This window comes from Gimesia alba, assembly GCF_007744675.1.
In the GTDB taxonomy this organism is placed as follows: domain Bacteria; phylum Planctomycetota; class Planctomycetia; order Planctomycetales; family Planctomycetaceae; genus Gimesia; species Gimesia alba.
The window spans coordinates 5,289,489-5,311,424 of the sequence record NZ_CP036269.1; the positions used below are offsets into that span (position 1 = coordinate 5,289,489).

Genomic DNA, 21,936 nt, shown 5'->3' on the forward strand with positions numbered 1-21,936 from the left:
GGAGTCAGGATCAAGTCTGTGGCTCCATCCTGATCGAAGTCCACATGCGTCACTACTTGATCATCAAAGATATTTCCCACATAATTTAAAGCCCACCTAATTTCAGGATAAGAGGTAATATGATCGTATGGATTCTCTGTATCTTGCACCAGATGCAGGTTAATCACTGCAGGATATGTCGGAGGAGGGACATAGCTAAACGTGATCGTCTCCCACTCTCCGACAACTCCGGTATATTCCGAAACAGGCCGCAAACGCAGGTCATAGTGGCCATACTCAATCAGGGCTGCGGCATCGAAAGCAAACCTTCCCGTAGCCCCAGGAACATAAACCCCATCAACCCCCCCGTCTCCATCCACATCAACCTGAATTTGTATCAAGTCTCCCAGAAGATCACTTTCATAATCAACAACCCCCTTAATCTTAGGATCAAATGTGATATGATCAGAGTCGAACCACCCGGTATCATTCATTAATTCGAGGGAGTTTGGAATAATCTTGGGAGTTGGACTGTAGAGGGTGTCATGCCAGGATGTGTTCACATCGAGCAGCCCACTGTCCACACTTGAACTGGTGCCGAACCCCCGAATTCTCAGCAGATTGTCTGCTTGAATTTGTTCAATATCAACCTTGCCAGCAGAGACCCATCCATATCCAGTACCAGAATAGACAGAATTAAAAAGGATGGTCTGGTCAACAATACCATCCAAATTATAGTCTACTTCAATTCCCTTGAAGGCAGATGAACTGGTCGACCTGAGAAATACGGAGGCATACCCTTGATCTACTACTGAAGTATTTTCAAATGTAAAACCATCAAACACCCAGTATAACGATTGTGATTCCCACTCCGATATTACATTTTGAAACAGATCCCGCGCACGGACACGCACTGTATTTTGGTGAATATGCTCCAGATAACTGGCTGGCTCAATCGTAAAAGCTCCATTGCTGTCTGGCTTGACCCAGTGATCGATAATGCCATCCCCATTCGTATCAAATTCGATGATGACATTCTCAAAGCCGTTTACTGATGTGGCCTGTCCCACAATCGTCAGATCTGACGTGATATTGTCACCAACAATATCCGTATCATTCAGCAGTTGTAAGCTGGTAATTTCAAGATCAGCAGTAATCAAAACAGAGGAAGCATCCAGTGCATACCATTGCTGCGTAACCCGATCCGGGTTCGGTGACTGAACCCCGGTGAGCCGGAAGTTAACAAAACCACTGGAGTCCATTTGAGCCGGATCCAGCGTGGTCTGGAATTCATCAACCGCAGTGATACCAGTCACGGTTACATCTGCAACCCCATCAAGGTCATAATCAATTTCAACAGACTTATCGGATAGAAACAGCGCGTCATTCGCAAATCCCGTGACGACAGCAGATGGACCATCTACGACAATATAAGCAAAACTGGAAAGGGTCTCGGGCAGCGGAGGCAATTCGGTCTCCGTGACTCCAACCTGATGCCAGTCATAGTAATCTCTGGTAATTGTTTCCACATTAAACCCAGTCATGCGGACTTGGAATGACCTGGTGTAGGGGCTGGAAACAACAGTCGCAAATCTGCTACGATCCAGAGTCACCGAAAAGAAGCCATCCCACTCCCGAGCTGTCGTAGTGAGATCAACCTGACCGTCGAGATTGTAATCAATTTCAACAACTTGAGATGACAAGACCGAACTTTGATCAACCACACCGACTAATACGCCGGTCTCTTCGCTATATGTCAGATGCGAAAAGCCGGGTACGGAGGGCACAGTAGCATCATCGTTATCTTCAATAACCGCCGTGCCTCGAGAATTACCCAGCACGACCGGAAGACCAACGGAGTCCACATTGCTGAGTTGAACGTAGAAGAATTCATCCCCTTCCACCTCTATGTCATCATTAATCTGAACAGTGATTGTTTTCTGCTCACTGGTCGTCCCATCAAAAAAGAGCGTCGTCTCATTTATTTCAGTGAAATCATTTTCGAAGCTCTGTGCCGAGTAATTGACGGTTTTATAATCTACAGAGACATACCCGTTTACAGGATGGTCCAGGGTTACTGTGAATGTAGCCGTGCCAGCATCTTCCGAAATGACAATATTGTCGATCGATATTGTGGCGATTTCATTGTCATAAATCGTCCCAGTTCCTACAGAAGCATCAAGAGAAACGCGAGCAGGATCTGCAACGTTATTTACTTTAGGATCTGACAGTACCACACTGAATGTTTCTGTTCCTTCATAAATAAAGTCATCCAGGATATTTATACTTATTTTTGCTGATGATTCCCCTGCAGCAATGGTAACCAGTTGGTTGTTCAATGCAGTGTAGTCAGCTTCATCTGCAGATCCACTAATCGTATTCACCAGAAAAGTGACGTCATCTTGTATCGACTGGCTTAAACTAATAGTAAATTCCAGAACGCCGCTGAGATCATTGTCGCTGGCAGCAAAAGTCTCATAATCCGTGGCATCATTAATGCTGAGAACCGCTCCTTCAATTCCGTATTCATTTTCTCCTTGGATAATGAATGTCACAGTAGCAGTACTTGTAGCCCCAGAAGAATCTTCAATAGTATAAGTAATCGACTCTGTTGCAGTCTCTCCATGGCCTAAATAATCATACCGACTATTTGGATCGTAGCTGTAGTTGCCATCTTGATACACTGTCAGTAAGGCTCCTGAGGAAAGTGAAATCTGAGAACCCACATCCCCAGAAATACCGTTTACTGCTGTGACGTCAAATGAATCACTGATGTCAGAATCAAAGTCATTGCCACTTCCGTGAGAAAAGAATAAATTACCGGAAACACCATAGCCTTCATTCACAATAATATTGTCTGACTGTGCTACAGGCGCGTCATTCACTCCTGTAATCGTGATCGTGACTGTCGCGGTGTCTGTAAGTCCGCTGTCATCAATAATAGTGTAGGTAAAGCTGTCGCTAACAGTCTCTGTTGCCGCCAGACCCTCAAATTGACCATTAGTGTCATAGGTAAAGGTACCATTGCTGTAAATGGTGACCATAGCATATGACCCAAGCAGGAATGGCGTCCCCACACTCGCTTCAAATCCATTCACTTTTGAAACGACAAAATTATTATTCGGATCATGGTCTATCCCATTTCCATTATCTGCAAAGAGATCACCGTTGAGTATGCTGTCTTCATTCACCTCAAAAGAATCTGATGCAGCTACCGGATCCGGTTCTAGTCCCTGAATGCTAATTACTACGCTTGCAGTATCTGTGGAACCGTGTCCGTCATCAATTGTATAACTGAAGCTCTCCGTTGCTGTTGTACCAGCCAGCAGTGAATCATATTGGCCATTTGGATCATAACTGAAAGTCCCATCAGAGCTGACCGTCAGTAGAGCACCTGAAGATAACGCGAACTGAGTCCCCACTGTCCCCTCTGAAATGTCACTCACACTAAAGACATCATTGGTGTCAATATCATTGTCAACGCCACTCCCGTTATCGTCAAACAGGTTACCAGAAGTTGCACTGTATTGATTTGTCGTAATACTATCATTCGCAGCCGTCACCGGGTCATTCAAACCGTTGACCATGATCGTTACCATACCCGTATCGGTTCCTCCCTGGGAATCAGTAATTGTATAGGTAAAGCTGTCTGTGGCTGTTTCCCCAACCGCCAGTGATTCATACTGACCGTTCGGATCATAAATGAAAGTTCCATCAGAGTTCAGAGTCAGGAGTGCGCCAGAATTTAGAGCGAATTGTGAATCAATAGTCCCGCCAGTTACTGCTGTTACATTAAAGCTCTGATTTTCGACGTCACTGTCGGCGGTCATTGGATTGAAATTCAATACATTACCCGTAGTCAGTGCCGTCGCTTCATCGGTACTGAATGTATCATCGACGGCAACGGGTGCATCGTTTATACCAGTAACGGTTATGGTAATCATTCCCGTATTACTCACCACGCCGTGGATATCGGTGGCTGTATAATCAATCGTCACTGTGCGCGATGCACCCGCCTCTAGATCCTGGAAGTCGCTCCCTGGTTCAAACGTAAATGTCCCGTCGTTGTTATTGAGAACTGTTCCTTCACCGGGCATGGAATTAATTGCATAGATCAGACTGTTGATATCATCGTCCGAGTCCACATCAGCGCCAGCAAATGAACCAGCGACTGTTAGATCATCCTCCATAGCCGTAATTTCCACCGCGGTGGATGTCGGTGCGTCATTTATACCGGTGACGGTTACGATAATCTCTCCCGTAGTACTCACCGCGCCGTGGGTATCGGTGGCTGTATAATCAATCGTCACCGTGCGCGTCGCACCCATCGCCAGGTCCTGGAAGTCACTGCCAGGATCGAACGTGAACGTCCCGTCGTCATTGTTGAGTATAGAACCTTCACCCGGCATCAAGGTTATCACGTAAGTCAGACTGTTAACATCATTGTCTGAATCAGCATCGTCACCGGCAAATGCGCCATGAACGGTGACACCATCCTCCGTGGTCGCAACTTCCACTGCGGCGGCTGTCGGTGCATCGTTCACGCCCGTAACCGTCACCGTGATCGTTCCTGTATTACTCATAGAACCATGCCCATCGGTTGCCGTATAAGTAAACGTTACATCCCGCGTTTGGCCGACCCCTAAGTCCTGGAAGTCGTTTCCGGGATCAAAGGCAAACTCCCCACCTGCATTCGAAACGACAGTCCCTTCATTCGGTCCCGAAATAACTTCATAAGTCAATGAACTCGCGTCGTCGTCACTGTCACTATCGGAACCCGACACATTGAAGGTTACGATGGGACCATTTTCAGTTGCTTCGATACTCGCATCGTTTGCTATGGGCGCGTCGTTGACTCCCGTAATCGTGATCGTGGCGGTCTGAGCAACAACGCCGCCGTTACCGTCAATCACGTTAAAGCTGTAAGTGATAACTTCGGTTTCTCCGACGGCCAGACTGTCGTAGGCACTGGGCGTGATATCCAGGCTGTTGCCGTTCTGAGCGATGCCAGAGGCGTCGCCGCTGACGAGGACCAGACTATCGATATTCAGGATATCACTTAGATCGACGTCACTGGCGTTGGTGAGCAGATCCAGACTGGCGGTACCATCATCTTCGGTGAGCGTCGAGCTCACGGCGGCACTGACGGTCGGTGCGTCATTGACGCCGGTAATGGTAATGGTTGCCGTCTGAGCGACAATACCACCATTACCATCGACCACGTTAAAGTTGTAAGTGATGACTTCCGTTTCGCCAACTGCCAGACTGTTATAGGCACTGGGAGTGATGTCCAGGCTGTTGCCGTTCTGAGCGATGCCAGAGGCGTCGCCGCTGACGAGGACCAGACTATCGATATTCAGAGTGTCGCTCAAATCGACGTCACTGGCGTTGGTCAGCAGATCCAGACTGGTGGTACCATCATCTTCGGTGAGCGTCGAACTCACGGCGGCACTGACCGTGGGCGCGTCATTGACTCCGGTGATGGTGATGGTGGCCGTCTGTGCGACAATGCCGCCGTTGCCGTCAATGACATTGTAGTTGTAAGTGATAACTTCGGTTTCTCCGACGGCCAGACCGTTATAGGCACTGGGAGTAATTTCCAGGCTATTGCCGTTCTGGGCAATGCCAGAGTCGTCGCCGCTGACGAGGACCAGACTCTCGATATTGAGAGTGTCGCTCAAATCGACATCAGTGGCATTGGTTAATAAATCCAGGTTCGCCGCGCCATCATCTTCGGTGAGCGTGGAACTCACGGCAGCGCTGACGGTTGGTGCGTCATTGACGCCCGTAATCGTGATCGTGGCCGTCTGTGCGACAATGCCGCCGTTGCCGTCAATCACGTTAAAGTTGTAGGTGATGACTTCGGTTTCTCCGACTGCCAGACTGTTATAGGCACTGGGAGTGATGTCCAGGCTGTTGCCATTCTGGACAATGCCGGACACGTCGCCGCTGACGAGGACCAGACTCTCAACATTCAGAATATCACTGAGGTCCACGTCACTGGCGTTGGTCAGCAGGTCCAGACTGGCAGTGACATCATCCTCGGTGAGTGTCGAGCTCACGGCAGCGCTGACAGTAGGCGCGTCGTTTGTGCCCGTGACGGTCACGGTTACGGTTTCCGTGCTGACTGCACTATGGGAATCAGTCACTCGATAGGTAAACGATACATCGCGTGTTTCACCTGCGGATAGATCCTGAAACGCGCTTTCAGGATCGAAGGTGAAGGTTCCATTATCATTTGAACTCGCCAATCCTTCGCTGGGTTGACTGATGACTTCATAAACCAGCGAATTGAGATCGTCGTCACTGTCGACATCCGAAATCAGAATGCCAGTTGTGACCGTTGTCCCATCTTCTGTCGCTGAAATATTGGTGGCACTCACGGTGGGGGCGTCGTTGACTCCGGTGATCGTGATGGTGGCCGTCTGTGCGACAATGCCGCCGTTGCCGTCAATCACGTTGTAGTTGTAAGTGATGACTTCGGTTTCTCCGACTGCCAGACTGTTATAGGCACTGGGAGTGATGTCCAGGCTGTTGCCATTCTGGACAATGCCGGACACGTCCCCGCTGACGAGGACCAGACTCTCAACATTCAGAATATCACTGAGGTCCACGTCACTGGCGTTGGTCAGCAGGTCCAGACTGGCAGTGACATCATCCTCGGTGAGTGTCGAGCTCACGGCAGCGCTGACAGTAGGCGCGTCGTTTGTGCCCGTGACGGTCACGGTTACGGTTTCTGTGCTGACTGCACTATGGGAATCAGTCACTCGATAGGTAAACAATACATCGCGTGTTTCACCTGCGGATAGATCCTGAAACGCGCTTTCAGGATCGAAGGTGAAGGTTCCATTATCATTTGAACTCGCCAATCCTTCGCTGGGTTGACTGATGACTTCATAAACCAGCGAATTGAGATCGTCGTCACTGTCGACATCCGAAATCAGAATGCCAGTTGTGACCGTTGTCCCATCTTCTGTCGCTGAAATATTGGTGGCACTCACGGTGGGGGCGTCGTTGACTCCGGTGATCGTGATGGTGGCCGTCTGTGCGACAATGCCGCCGTTGCCGTCAATCACGTTGTAGTTGTAAGTGATAACTTCGGTTTCTCCGACTGCCAGACCGTTATAGGCACTGGGATCAATGCTCAGAGTCGTCCCGTTATTAGTAATACCCGTATTGTCACCACTGACGAGTATTAAGCCATCGACGCTCAGTATGTCGCTCAAATCGATATCGCTGGCACCCGTTAACAGGTCTAAATCAAAACTGTTATCATCTTCGGTGACAGTTGAAATCACAGCAGCACTTACTGTGGGAGCATCATTTTCACCGGTAATGGTCAGGGTGACTGTTGCTGTATCTGCCTCTCCATCGAGATCGGCAATTGTATATGTGAAAGTATCCGTGGTGCTTTCACCGGTCGCCAAATCTTCAAATGCACCATTGGGGTTATAGTTGAATGTGCCGTCAGAACTGACGGCTAGAAGAGCACCAGAGCTCAAGCTGATTTGGTTGTCAACATTTGCTTCGCTGTCATTGACTTTCGTGATCTGGATGGAGTCGCCGACATCAGGATCATTGTCCGTTCCATTGCCATTATCTGCAAACAGACTTCCATAAACGGAGCTGTCTTCAGTGGTTGAAATACTGTCATCCTGAGCGACGGGAGCACCGTTAATACCATGAATTGTAATTGTCGCCGTTTGAGCGACGATGCCGCCATTGCCGTCAATGACATTGTAGGAATAAGTGATGACTGCAGATTCACCTTGAGTCAGGTAGGAATAAGCAGCAGGATCGATATCAAGGGTGGTGGTGTTAACAGTAATGCCGGATACATCGCCACTCACCAGAGCCAGACTATCGACACTGAGTGTGTCACTGGCATCCACATCACCGGCACCCGTTAATAAATCAAGCGTGTAGCTGATATCATTTTCGGTGACAGTGGAGCTCACGGTCGCACTCACGGTAGGTGCGTCGTTGACTCCTGTGATGGTGATCGTGGCGGTCTGAGCCACAATGCCGCCGTTGCCGTCAATCACGTTGTAAGTGTAGGTGATGACTTCGGTTTCACCGACTGCCAGACCGTTATAGGCACTGGGAGTAATATCCAGACTGTTGCCGTTCTGAGCGATGCCGGAGGCATCGCCGCTGACGAGCACGAGATCGCTGATATTCAGGACGTCACTCAAATCCACGTCGCTGGCATTGGTTAGCAGATCCAGGTTCGCGGCACCGTCATCTTCGGTGAGCGTGGAAGTCACGCCGGCGCTGACCGTGGGCGCGTCGTTGACTCCCGTAATGGTGATCGTGGCGGTCTGAGCCACAATGCCGCCGTTGCCGTCAATCACGTTGTAAGTGTAGGTGATGACTTCGGTTTCACCGACTGCCAGACCGTTATAGGCACTGGGAGTAATATCCAGACTGTTGCCGTTCTGAGCGATGCCGGAGGCATCGCCGCTGACGAGCACGAGATCGCTGATATTCAGGACGTCACTCAAATCCACGTCGCTGGCATTGGTTAGCAGATCCAGGTTCGCGGCACCGTCATCTTCGGTGAGCGTGGAAGTCACGCCGGCGCTGACCGTGGGCGCGTCGTTGACTCCCGTAATCGTGATCGTGGCGGTCTGAGCCACAATGCCGCCGTTGCCGTCAATCACGTTGTAAGTGTAGGTGATGACTTCGGTTTCACCAACCGCCAGATTGTTATAAGCACTCGGATCAATGCTCAGGCTGTTACCATTGTCGATAATGCCTGTTGCATCCCCGCTCACCAGACTCAGACCACTCACATTGAGGATATCACTGGTGTCCACATCGCTGGCACTGGTCAACAGGTCCAGGCTATAGCTGCCGTCATCTTCGGTGACAGTGGAACTCACGGCCGCACTGACCGTGGGGGCATCATTCACACCGGTAATGGTGATCGTGGCGGTCTGAGCCACAACGCCACCGTTGCCGTCAGTCACATTATAACTGTAAGTAATGACTTCGGTTTCGCTGACCGCCAGATTGTTATAAGCACTCGGATCAATGCTCAGGCTGTTACCATTGTCGATAATGCCTGTTGCATCCCCGCTCACCAGACTCAGACCACTCACATTGAGGATATCACTGGTGTCCACATCGCTGGCACTGGTCAACAGGTCCAGGCTATAGCTGCCGTCATCTTCGGTGACAGTGGAACTCACGGCCGCACTGACCGTGGGCGCGTCGTTCACGCCGGTAATCGTGATGGTCGCGGTCTGAGCCACAACTCCGCCGTTGCCATCGATCACGTTGTAGGTGTAAGTGATCACCTCGGTTTCACCGACCGCCAGACTGTCATAGGCACTCGGCGTTATGTCCAAGCTATTGCCGTTCTGCGCGATGCCGGACGCGTCTCCGCTGACGAGCACCAGATCGCTGATATTCAGAATATCACTCAAATCGACGTCATTGGCGTTGGTGAGCAAATCCAGGTTGGCGATGGTGTCATCTTCGGTGAGTGTCGAGCTGACCGCGGCGCTCACGGTGGGTACGTCGTTCACACCGGTAATCGTGATCGTTGCGGTCTGAGCTACAATACCACCATTGCCGTCAATCACGTTATAGCTGTAGGTGATAACTTCTGTTTCCCCAACCGCCAGACTGCTGTAGGCACTCGGATCAATACTCAGACTAGTGGCACTTTCAGTAATACCGGTCGCGTTGCCACTGACATACGTCAGGTCGCTGATGCTGAGCGTGTCGCTGAGGTCCACATCACTCGCATTGGTAAACAGATCCAGGCTGGAAATACCATCGTCCTCCGTGACAGTTACACTCGCCGTAGCACTCACGGTGGGCGCGTCGTTCACACCGGTGATCGTGATCGTGGCGGTCTGAGCCACAATGCCACCGTTGCTATCGATCACGTTGTAAGTGTAGGTGACGATTTCGGTTTCACCGACCGCCAGACTGTTATAGGCGCTCGGAGTAATGTCGAGGCTGTTCCCGTTCTGCACGATGCCGGAGGTGTCCCCGCTGACGAGCGTCAGGCCATCGACATTGAGAATGTCGCTGAGGTCCACATCGCTGGCACCAGTCAATAGATCCAGGCTATAGCTGCCGTCATCTTCAGTGACAGTGGAATTCACGACAGCACTGACTGTGGGGGCATCGTTCACGCCGGTGATTGTGATGGTGGCGGTCTGGGCCACAACGCCACCATTGCCGTCGATCACGTTATAGCTGTACGTAATAACCTCTGTTTCACCGACCGCAAGACCCGTATAAGCATTCGGATCAATATCCAGACTGTTGCCATTCTGAGAGATACCGGAATCATCCCCACTGACAAGCGTCAGACCACTCACACTGAGGATGTCACTGGTGTCTGCATCGCTGGCACTGGTCAACAGATCCAGGCTATAGCTGCCGTCATCTTCGGTGACGGTGGAACTCACGGCCGCACTGACGGTGGGGGCATCGTTCACGCCGGTGATCGTGATCGTTGCGGTCTGAGCCACAACACCACCGTTACTGTCAGTCACGTTGTAACTGTAGGTAATGATTTCGGTTTCCCCGAATGCCAGACTGTTATAGGCACTCGGATCAATGTCCAGGCTGTTACCGCTCTGAGTGATACCGGAATTATCACCACTGATAAGCGTCAGGCCATCGATATTGAGAATGTCGCTGAGATCCACATCGCTGGCACCAGTTAACAGATCCAGGTTATAGCTGCCGTCATCTTCGGTGACGGTGGAACTCACGGCCGCACTGACGGTCGGGGCATCGTTCACGCCGGTGATCGTGATCGTGGCGGTCTGAGCCACAACACCACCGTTGCCGTCAGTCACGTTGTAAGTGTAGGTGATGACTTCGGTTTCACCGACTGCCAGATGGCTATAGACATTCGGATCAATGTCCAGACTGTTCCCGTTCTGGCTGATGCCAGAGGCATCCCCGCTCACCAGCGTCAGACCACTCACACTGAGGATGTCACTGGTATCTCCATCGCTGGCACCAGTCAACAGATCCAGACTATAGCTGCCGTCATCTTCAGTGACAGTGGAATTTACGACAGCACTGACTGTGGGAGCATCGTTCACGCCGGTGATCGTGATGGATGCGGTCTGAGCTACGACACCGCCGTTGCCGTCAGTCACGTTATAGCTATACGTGATAACTTCCGTTTCACCGCCCGCAAGACCCGTATATGCATTCGGATCAATGTCCAGACTGTTGCCATTCTGAGTGATACCCGAATCATCACCGCTGACGAGAGTCAGACCATCGATATTCAGAATGTCGCTCAAGTCCACATCACTGGCACCAGTCAATAGATCCAGACTATAGCTGCCGTCATCTTCAGTGACAGTGGAACTCACGACAGCGCTGACTGTGGGAACATCATTCACAGGATTGACAACGACCGTAAAAGTATGAGTCGTTTCAACACTCAATTCATCGGTCACTGTAATTGTGATGAGTGCAGAACCATGTTGATCGGGATGGGGAGTAAATGTAAGTGTTCCCGTTGTGTCTCCAGGGATATAATTAACGGCGGGATTCGGAAGTAAAGTAAGATCATCACTGCTGGCCGTCACGCCTGTGACCTGTAGGCCACTGTCACTGGCGATGATCCCTGTCAGATTAACTGTCTGTTCGGCAGCATCTTCGTCAATCACGAGGCTGTCATCATTTGTAATCAAGGCGGTTCCCTGGCTCTGAGCCAAGATCACACCACTGGTAGCGACCAGGTTGCTCAATGTCACCAGCAATGTTTCCGTGAGTTCAATTCCATTGTCATCAGCCAGAGTGACTGTGATCGTTTGTGTTTCACCAGCCGTTCCCGTGAAGTTGAGCGTACCAGAGCCGGCTGTGTAATCGCTACCCGCGACCGCAGTGCCGTCAGCGGTTGACCAATCAACGGCAACGCCCCCCTGCACCGCTTCATCCAATGTTACGGTGAACGTCACGGTCCCCATACTTTCATTGACGGTAACATTATCTATGGAAAGAGTCGCACTATCATCGTTTGTAATCGTGCCTGTTGCATCCTGTGGCAAAAGATTGATATTTAGGACCTGTAAGCCACCACCGAAATCTGCAACATAGATTGTATCTCCGACAACATCCAGACGCCGCGCATCACCGGGAGTCTCGAATGAACCAATTTGTTTGATACTGGCTGGATCACCAATGTCCAGAACATGCACACCGCTACTAGCCGCGACATAGGCGAGATCTCCAGTAATCTGTACTCCTAAAGCGATACCAGGAGTAATATAGGAACCAATTTCGGTGATACTGTTTATATTACTGATGTCCAAAACACGAAAACCATTATGGCGATCTGCGATGTAAGCAAAATCCCCAACGACTTCCACATCTAGAGCATTATCTAAAGCACTATAGTGACCTAACTCTGTGATATTATAAGGATCGCTGATATCTAAGAAGAAAAGACCACCAGAGCCAGCAGCGACATAGGCAGTATTGTCCACGACTGCCAAGCCCTGTTCGGTACCGATTGTTTGAATCAGGTCTAATTGGATGAGATTGGAAGGATCACTAATATCTATGACATGAACACCGCTACCAGCCACGACATAGGCCAAGTTTCCGACAATTTGCAGATCTTGCCCAAGACTAAGAGGGATCATATCAAGTTCGATAATAGAGGAAGGGACACTGATGTCTAAAGCATAGAAGCCATAAGCTCCAGCGACATACGCGATATTCCCAACGACTTCCACCCCCGTAGACGAAGTGGTTGTTTCTTTCCCTAATTCAATGATATTGGTTGGATCACTGATATCCAGGATTCGTAGACCATCTGAGGTCTCTCTATTCGTAACATAAGCAATGTTTCCTACTATTTGCACAGAAGTTGCTTTATAGAATGTTTCAAGAGATCCAAGACGATCGATACTACCCAGTACCTGATTAGATTGAATATCTCGACCATGATTTTGGAGATTATATAACTCAATATAAAATTGTTCGTCAGATTCGACTAAGCTGTCACCAGCAACCTCCACTGTTATTGTTGTCGATGTTTGACCAGCGGCGATAGTTACGGAACCGCTGACGGGTGTGAAGTCAGTTGCATCCGCAGTACCATTGACTGTCGTGTAGTCAACTGTCACATCCGCATCAGATGGAGTATCTAAAGAAACAGTAAATGTAAGAAGCGTTGTGCCAGAATCCCCCTCTGCCTGTGTTACATCGTTGATCGAAAGGATGCCCTTTTCCGCATTCACAATCGTCGCAACCCCTTTTGCATCTGCCAGGAGTACATTCATGCCAGATGCCTCTAATCCCGTCAGAATAACAAACAAGGTTTTATCTAAGTCGACTACACTATCATCAATTAGTGTGACTGAGATGGTTTGAGTTTCCCCCAAAGTCCCTAAGAAATTTAATGTGCCTGAATCAGCGAGGTAGTCAACACCTTGAATTGCAGTAGAGTCCCAACCGATACCGGCGGTAAACCAGTTGACACTCAGACCTCCCTGCACAGCTTCATCGAGAGTGACCGTGAAAGTGGCTGTTTCGTCACTTTCATTCACTGTGAGATCATTAATTGAAAGACTGGCACTGTCATCATCACTAATCGTACCAATAGATTGTGAATCAGCCAGCGTAACACTCAACCCACCTGACTGTAGGTTCGAGAGATTGACCAGAAGGGTTTCATCTAATTCAACAGTCGCATCATCTGTAATGGTGACCGTGATTGTCTGTGTCTCACCGGCTGTTCCTGCAAAGTTCAAGGTTCCGGATCCAGTCGTGTAATCGGTGCCCGCGACCGCTGTTCCGTCGGCGGTGGACCAGTCGACAGCAACGCCCCCCTGCACTGCTTCATTCAATGTAACCGTGAAGGTTGCGGTGCCCGCACTTTCATTGACGGTGACATCTGCAATCGAAAGACTCGCAGTGTCGTCATTGGAAATCGTGCCTGTCGCCTGGTCATCGGCCAGTGTGACATTCAATCCTCCCGCCTGCAGATTCGACAGATTGACCAGAAAACTTGTGTCTAATTCGACCGTCGAATCATCGGACAGGGTCACGCTAATTGTCTGTGTTTCACCAGCGGTACCAGTGAAATTAAGCGTACCGGAACCAGCCGTATAATCGGTTCCTGCCAATGCGGTTCCATCCAGGGTTGACCAGTCGACGGTTAATCCCCCCCCTTGAACGGCCTGATCCAGAGTGACGGTGAACGTGGCTGTCCCTGCCCCTTCATTAACCGTCAGATCAGCAATCGAGAGACTCGCGCTGTCGTTATCAGATATGGTCGCGCTCGCCTGTGCCTGGCTGAGGACGAGTGCCTGCCCTCCCGTGACAAGATTACTCAAGTTGACATAAAACGTTTCATCAGATTCCACAACCGCATCATCAGACAGGGTAACGGTAATCGTCTGTGTTTCCCCGGCAGTAGTACCAGCGAAGTTCAAGGTGCCGCTCGTCGCTGTATAATCGCTGCCCGCGACAGCAGTCCCATCAGCGGTAGCAAAGTCAACAGAAAAGGCACTGCCGACCGCTCGGTTAGATGTGACGTTGAACGTTGCTGTGCCTGCAGCTTCATCGATCGTCACATTAGAGATTGCAACTTCACCGACTTTTTCAATGCGCATGGCATCGGCTTCAACGTACCCATCGGCATTATCACTTGTCAGAGTGACAGTGATCGTACCATTGCCGTCAACTGTAAAGAAACCAAGGTCCTGCCAGTCAAACCCCGCATCAGTCACATCGGCCACCAGTGGCACAGTCTGGTCCAGAGGTATGGAACTCGCCCCCCCCGTTATCCCTGAAACGGTAAATGTGCTGTTCGTCGCGCGGTAGGCATCGACATACCAGTGACCCGAGATTCGATACGTTCCAGATGGAAGATCGCTGAAAGCCCAACTCGCATAGTCCCCTGTATGATTACCGGAATTCATATACTCGATATCACCGCCGTAAAATGCACTGTCAGCAGCTTGAGTCCAGTCATTACCAATTATTGTGAATCCGGCATCGCCATCATCAATGATTTGCACATGATCATCGTTGATAATGGTCCCGGTACCCCAGAGTGTATCAACACCACCAGCTAAACTGATGCTGTTGGAATAGTCTTCTGAAATTACAGTGAACGGGCTCACTGAACTGTAAAACGTATCAATGAAGGCAAAGTCAAATACTTCATCCGCTTCGATTTTTGTATCACCACTGATCGTAAATGTAACAGTAGCTGAAGTAGATCCAGCTGCAATCATTCCATAGCCACCAATTTGAGGATCAATGAAATCACCATCGGCGGCTGTTGCAGTATTGTCTAACACGGGAGACCAGAAATGAAGATCGACATCCAGCGGGTTTGAGATATTTACGACCACGTTGAATTGAGTACTGCCGCTGTCGCCTTCCAGTTCTGAGACATTCGGGGTTCCGATTGAAAAGACAGTGCTGTCATCATTAGTAATGGTGCCAGTCGCCTGAACGTCCTCCAGAACGATATTCAATGTACCCGAATTCTGAACATTGGATAAATTGACTACGAAGCTTTCATCGAGCTCCACCGTTGTATCACTGTTGAGTGTGACCGTAATCGTTTGTGATTCCCCATCCACATTACCTGCAAAGTTAAGTGTGCCGTTCGTAGCGGTATAGTCCGATCCGGCGATCGCAGTGCCGTCAGAAGTAGCAAAGTCAACAGAAAATGCCGCCCCAGCTGCTTTGTTGGATGTGACAGTAAATGTTGCTGTCCCGGCATCTTCATTGACGATGACATCGCTGACTGAAAGCACGGTCACTTTTTCAATCCGCATCGCATCTGCCAGCACATAACCGTCGGCATTTTCATTGGTCATTGTAACGGTAATCGTTCCACTCTCATCAACGGTGAAGTAACCCAGATCCTGCCAGTCCTTGCCCGCATCATTCAAGTCTGCAGTGAGGTATTGCTGATTCACTGTCTGTGAAACCGATCCGCCTTCAATTCCGGATACCGTGATTTCTGTATTAGTGGCACGATTGGTCCAGGGAGCCCAGAATCCGGAAATGCGGTAGGTGCCTGACGGAAGGTTGCTAAACGCCCAACTGGCTGATTCCCCCGGATGCGCACCGGGGGCCAGATAATGAATATCAGACTGATTATATTCGCTGCCAGGAGCGTTACTATAATCCCATCCTGTGGTTGAGAATCCACTGTCTCCATCGTCAATAATATGGGTATAAATCGAGTTATTGACATAGAAACCACCGGAGGTTCCAGTGCCGGAAAGATTCACCACGTTGGCCTCTAAGGGATTTCCGCTGGTGCCGACAGAATCGTAAGCATTCAGGATTGCCGTAGTTGCAAAGACCTCTGATTTGAGATCGTCGTTATCCACGATTGAACCGGATGTCGTATCCACGGTTACGGTTCCTGATGTAGTCAAGCTTGTCACGTAAATATGACCATCGGCGTCTAAGTCAATATCTCCTGAGCCGGTATAAACGTATGCGCTTTCATACAGATAAATAAGTCCCCCGTTATTACCCGCACTGTGATCTGCCGTCAGAGAAATGTTACCGGAACTTGAATTGATCGACCTGCCGCCTCCCAGCACGAAATCTTCTTCAGCTACAAACGAAAGATCGCCTGATTGGCTACTTACTTCTGTGCCAGAGAGGAAAATGCCATAGTTATCGGACCCACCGGTCCCACCATCCCCATTGATCGTAACGGTTGCTGCACTCGCCCCTGTTCCTGTTGAGGAAATCATACCATTTGTAGTTAAGACACCAAAATGGTTCCCCCCGCTCCCGGATCCACCAGTTCCGGAAATGACGATATCTCCATCAACACTGGAAACAAAATCGTGTTCCAGTACTGAGGCCCACAGGCTGACACCGTAGTTTCTCTCTCCTCCCGCGTTTCCGCCGGTTCCATTCACAATAATTTGACCTGCATTGGCTCCTGTCCCCGTGGAAGTGATTCCTCCAGTCAGATACACTCCATAGTTATTAGATCCTGTACCGGCCCCTTGCCCTGTAATGTTGATATCACCATCGATTGTTGTCACAGTAGCTTCCGGCGTCAGATAAACCCCATAATTATCATTGACACCTGCGCTACCTGTTCCATTCAGGGTGATCGTAGCTGCACCTGTTCCCACTCCTGTTGATCCAACAGTGCCCCCCTGCAAGATCAAACCATAGTTGTGATCTCCAAAGGTAGTCGTTCCATTTCCGGTCAGTGAGATAGCTCCATCAACGCTCGTAATGTCAGTTCCCAAAATATAGGCCCCGACGTTACCAGTCAGTCCAGTTCCGGCTGTTCCATTGACTGTAATCGTGGCAGCATTAGCGCCTGTCCCTGTTGAAGTAATATTGACTTCATGGAAATTGACTCCATGATTCGAGTTTTCATCCGAAGTATAACTCCCTCCGCCAACTCCAGTGAATGAGATATCGCCGTCAACACTGGAGATGTCAGCTTGATAAACAAAAATGCCACGATGGCCACTGCTGCCTGTGCCACCAGTTCCATCAATCGTAATCGTAGCTGCATTCACTCCAGTCCCTGTAGAAGTGATACTTCCATTAGTGATTGAGACGCCAAAGCTATTCACACCTGTTCCAGCACCTCCCCGCCCCGTGAGTGATATATCCCCGTTTCCGGTCGACTGGATCGACGCATTATCGGCTTCAATTCCAATGAAGTCGCCTGTAGTCGTGCCACCATTATTCGCCAGTAAAGTGATTCCGCCATCGATGGTCGTCAGGCTACTGCCAGTGTTAAGGAGAATGTTACGACTGGCGGTCAGAGAAATGGCCCCCGTCGTAGAAGAAATACCGCTGTCGACAGCAATGGTCTGCGCGGTCACTGTCAGGTCATTCGCTCCCATGGCTGTGGTATCGGTCAGGAAGGTCACGTCATCGTCGGTATCACCAGTAATCGTAACGTCTGCTACGTTCAAACTATCCAGGCCCGTGACGTTGATAGCATCAGCGCCGCTGCCGGAGTTTGTTGAGATACTTACGGCTGTAGCCGTGTTCACAAAGGTAACGGCAGCGCCCAGTGTGGAATCAATGCTGGTCAGCCCATCATTGCTGGTACCCGAGTCGGAGAGCGTGATCGTTTCTGCAGCGCCCAGGAAATCAAACACACGATTGATCACATCCAAATTGTCGGCGAGGGAACTTGTGCTCGTATAATTGATCAACTGACCGTCAATCAAAATACTGCCAGCCGTATCACTGTTCAATGTATGTGTGACCGTACTCAGAGCACCAGCGTAGCTGCCAGATTCTAATTCGACCGAACCGCCGTCAGTTTCACCATCAAAGTTGATGTTCCCGACGGGGAATGGCAGACCATTACTCAGATCGACAGTGAATGTATCAGCGCCCGCGCCGCCGTTGATGTTGATTTCTGTGATATTCACAAGCAAACCGGAATGCAGGAGCGTTGTGCCATTCCAGATTTCCAGCGTCATGCCGTCGGCGTTCATTTGCAGCTTTAAGTCGTCGGCTGCGGAAGTGCCATCCACGGTGACAACCGGTCCATCACTGCCTGCAATCGAAACCTGACCCTGATTCGCGATGACGATATTAGCCGTAGGATGCTGTGCATTGCTCAGAGTGACCAGAAATGATTCCAGTTGCTCATCAATCGCATCATCTGTGAGAGCAACTGTAAAGGTTTGTGTTTCACCGTCTGTGGTTCCCGTAAAATTCAATGTACCACTGGTCGTGGTGTAATCGGAGCCCGCGAGAGCAGTACCATCAACGGTGGAGTAGTCCACAGTAAATGCCCCGCCGACTGCATTGCTGGAAGTAACAGTGACGGTGGCGATTCCTGCTTCTTCACTGACACTCACATCAGAAACTGACAAAATGCCGTCAGCTCTTTCCAGGCGGTATGCTTCTGCCAGTACGTACCCATTGGTCTGGTCATCAGAAATGGAAATCGTAATCACACCATTTGCGTCTACTTCAAAGAATCCAAGGTCTTGCCAGTAGACACCGTCGTCATACAGATCCTGGATGACTCCTCTCTGGCTGACGGTCAGATTCACATCGCCGCCTGTGACGCCGGAGATTGTAATGGGCAGATTACTGGCCCCCAACGGATCGTTGCTCCAGGTTCCTGAGATTCGATACCTTCCAGCGGCCAAATCGGTAAATGCCCAGGACGAGGTGTTCTGACCAGTACCACCGATGCCATCTACGTAGGAATAATCGCCTTGATAGAAGGCAGGATTGCCACTGGCGGTGATCCAGGTACCTGTCTGCGAAAATCCGGTGTCGCCATTGTCGATGATTTTTATGGTGTCATCGTTCAGAATTGTGCCAACACCAGTGCCATCTCCGATGGTGATTCGAGCGGAATTGGTTGCGCCATTGTATTGGGGATCGGAGAGAACGACAGTGAAGGTTTCGTCGTTTTCCAGCACACTGTCATCGGTGACATTCACGGTAACAGTTGCTGATGTCTGTCCAGCGAGAATCGTGACCAGTTGATTGCTGATCGGTGTCAGGTCACCTGAATTGGTTGTCCCATACGAAGTACTGGCCAGGACGGTTACGTTCTGATCGGTCGCGTGAGCGATGCTTACGGTAAAGCTGAAGGTGCCGTCTTCGTTATCGGTTACATCATTGATAGAAAACAGCTCGCGATTGTTGATATTAACGTCGTTGATTCCAGAGACAGCGGTATGGGAATCCATCTGGGTGGTCAACGGGTTGCCCGAGGTCCCGATCGAACCGGCGGCAGTAAGAGCCGCTGTGCCAGCGGTAATATCCATCCAGGTATCATCGTTGTCCAAGATCGAGCCGGATGTCGAATCGATGGTCACGGTTCCTGTCGTCGACACGCGCGTTAAGGAAATATCGCCGTTCGCGTCGATGTTGATATCTCCGCTGTCCGTGAGAAAGGAAGTGGTACTGTTCATCGTCAGGGTACCAAGATTGCTGGCATTCGCATAATTGACGTCGACTGCAATATCACCCGAAGTCGACGTAATCGCGCTGTTGGTGTCGATCCAGTAGTTACCATCCGAAATTATGGAAATATCACCGGCATCGCTGCTGGTATTTGCCAGGCTACTAGTATAAATACCCTGGTTATACGAAGCACCCTCTCCCGCTGTCCCGTGAATACTAATATTCGCGGCATCCGCGCCGGTCCCTGTGGAGGAAATGGTCGTATACGTGCCCAGCACAATTCCTTCATTGTCGCTACCCGCTACGCCCCCCTGCCCGATACCAGTAATGGAAATGTCACCATCAACACTGTTCAAATCAAGCAGATTGGTCCGGATACCACGGATGATACTGGTCCCCGCTCCCCCGGTTCCATTCAGTGTCATGGTAGCAGCATTCGCGCCCGTGCCGGTTGAACTGATGCTGGAATCGTATAAATACAGGCCGTTGTTATTGTCGCCAGTCCCATCGCCGCCCCCCTGGCCGGTCAGGGAGATTGCACCATCAACGCTACTGATCGAAACATCAATCAGCAGAATACCATGCTGATAAGCAGCACCAGTTCCTGCGGTTCCCTCTAGAGTAATCGTTCCTGCTGACGAACCAGTTGCCGTGGATGTGATTGAGGTTCCGGAGTGTAAATAAATCCCTTCTCCATTTTCACCGTAGCCGGTTAATGAAAGATTCCCGGTCCCCGTGGTTTGAATCGTGGCATTATTGGCTTCGATGCCGATAAAGGTTCCCGGAGCAGTCCCGCCATTATTGGCCAGCAGCGTGATGCCCCCATCCACGGTGGTCAGGCTGCTGCCGGAATTGAGCAGGATGTTTTCACTGGCGGTCAGAGAAATCGCTCCTGTTGTAGAATCAATCCCACTATTGACAGTGATGGTTTGCCCGCTGACGGTCAGGTCGTTGGCTCCCATGGTTGTTGTATTGGTCAGAAACGTCACATCATCGTCACTGTCGCCGGTAATGGTGAAGTCGGCTGCATTCAGGCTGTCGAGTCCGGTGACGTTAATCGCATCAGTTCCACTGCCGGAGTCGGTTAACAAGCTGACGGCAGACGCCGTGTTTGCAAACGTGATCGCAGCGCCCAGTGTGGAATCAATACTGGAGATGCCATCGCTGCTCGTGCCAGAGTCAGAGAGTGTGACCGTTTCCGTGGCCCCCAGGAAATCAAACACCCGATTAGTGACATCCAGATTATCGGCGAGGGAACCAGTGCTGTTGTAATTGATCAACTGACCGTCGATGGAAATGGTGCCCGCAGTGTTACTGTTCAAGGTATGGGTGACGGTGGTCAGAGAACCAGCGTAGCTGCCCGAATCCAATACAACCGATCCGCCGTCGGCTTCGCCATCAAAGTTGATGTTGCCAACCGGAAATGGCAGACCATTACTCAGATCGACAGTGAATGTATCAGCGCCTGCACCACCATTGATGTTCAGCTCTGCCACTTCCGTCAGCAGGTCGGAGAACGCGAGAGAAGCGCCGTTCCAGACTTCCAGCGTCACGCCATCCGCATTCATCTGTACCTGGAAATCGTCCGCTCCAGCGGTGCCATTAAGATCAACAACCTGCGCCGTTAAAAGAGTCCGGTCTTCTAAGCGATCTATGGTTGTGAGTCGGTTTTGCTGGATGGCTTGCCACCGTTTTCGAATGGCGCGTCGCGCGCGGGAATTATAGCGGGGACGGCGACGAATACGGGAAACCAAAGAACTGAGCCAATTGGATATGAGCACGGTGAACTCCTCTCAACCGAATGTAAATCTATTGCTGCTTCACTGTGGACAACAAATGAATGGCAATGGGATTCAGTACATAAAAACCAGGGGCCATTTACACGTGGGATGTGTTTACAGTTGTCCCAATGAGTTTATGTATAAGCCAAAAGGAGGAGAATACCGTACAAAACTCAGTATATCTATACAAAAATTGGAAAAAAACAGAGATTAAAAAAACACAGCAAGTCGTCGTAACCCCGCACCTATTACACGCAATCACAACAAACGCGCCTAATCA

Annotated in this window: 1 protein-coding gene (cut by a window edge); it reads right to left on the reverse strand. The window is 50.2% G+C overall.

Going from position 1 to position 21,936, the window contains the following annotated elements:
- Nucleotides 1–21,656, reverse strand: partial view of an Ig-like domain-containing protein gene (locus Pan241w_RS19740; RefSeq protein WP_145219152.1) — the 5' portion only. The gene continues 18,142 nt to the left of window position 1, outside the view; 21,656 of the gene's 39,798 nt are visible here — the first part of the coding sequence; the start codon lies at nucleotides 21,654–21,656; its stop codon lies beyond the left edge, outside the window.
- Between the last annotated feature and the right edge of the window lie 280 nt (nucleotides 21,657–21,936).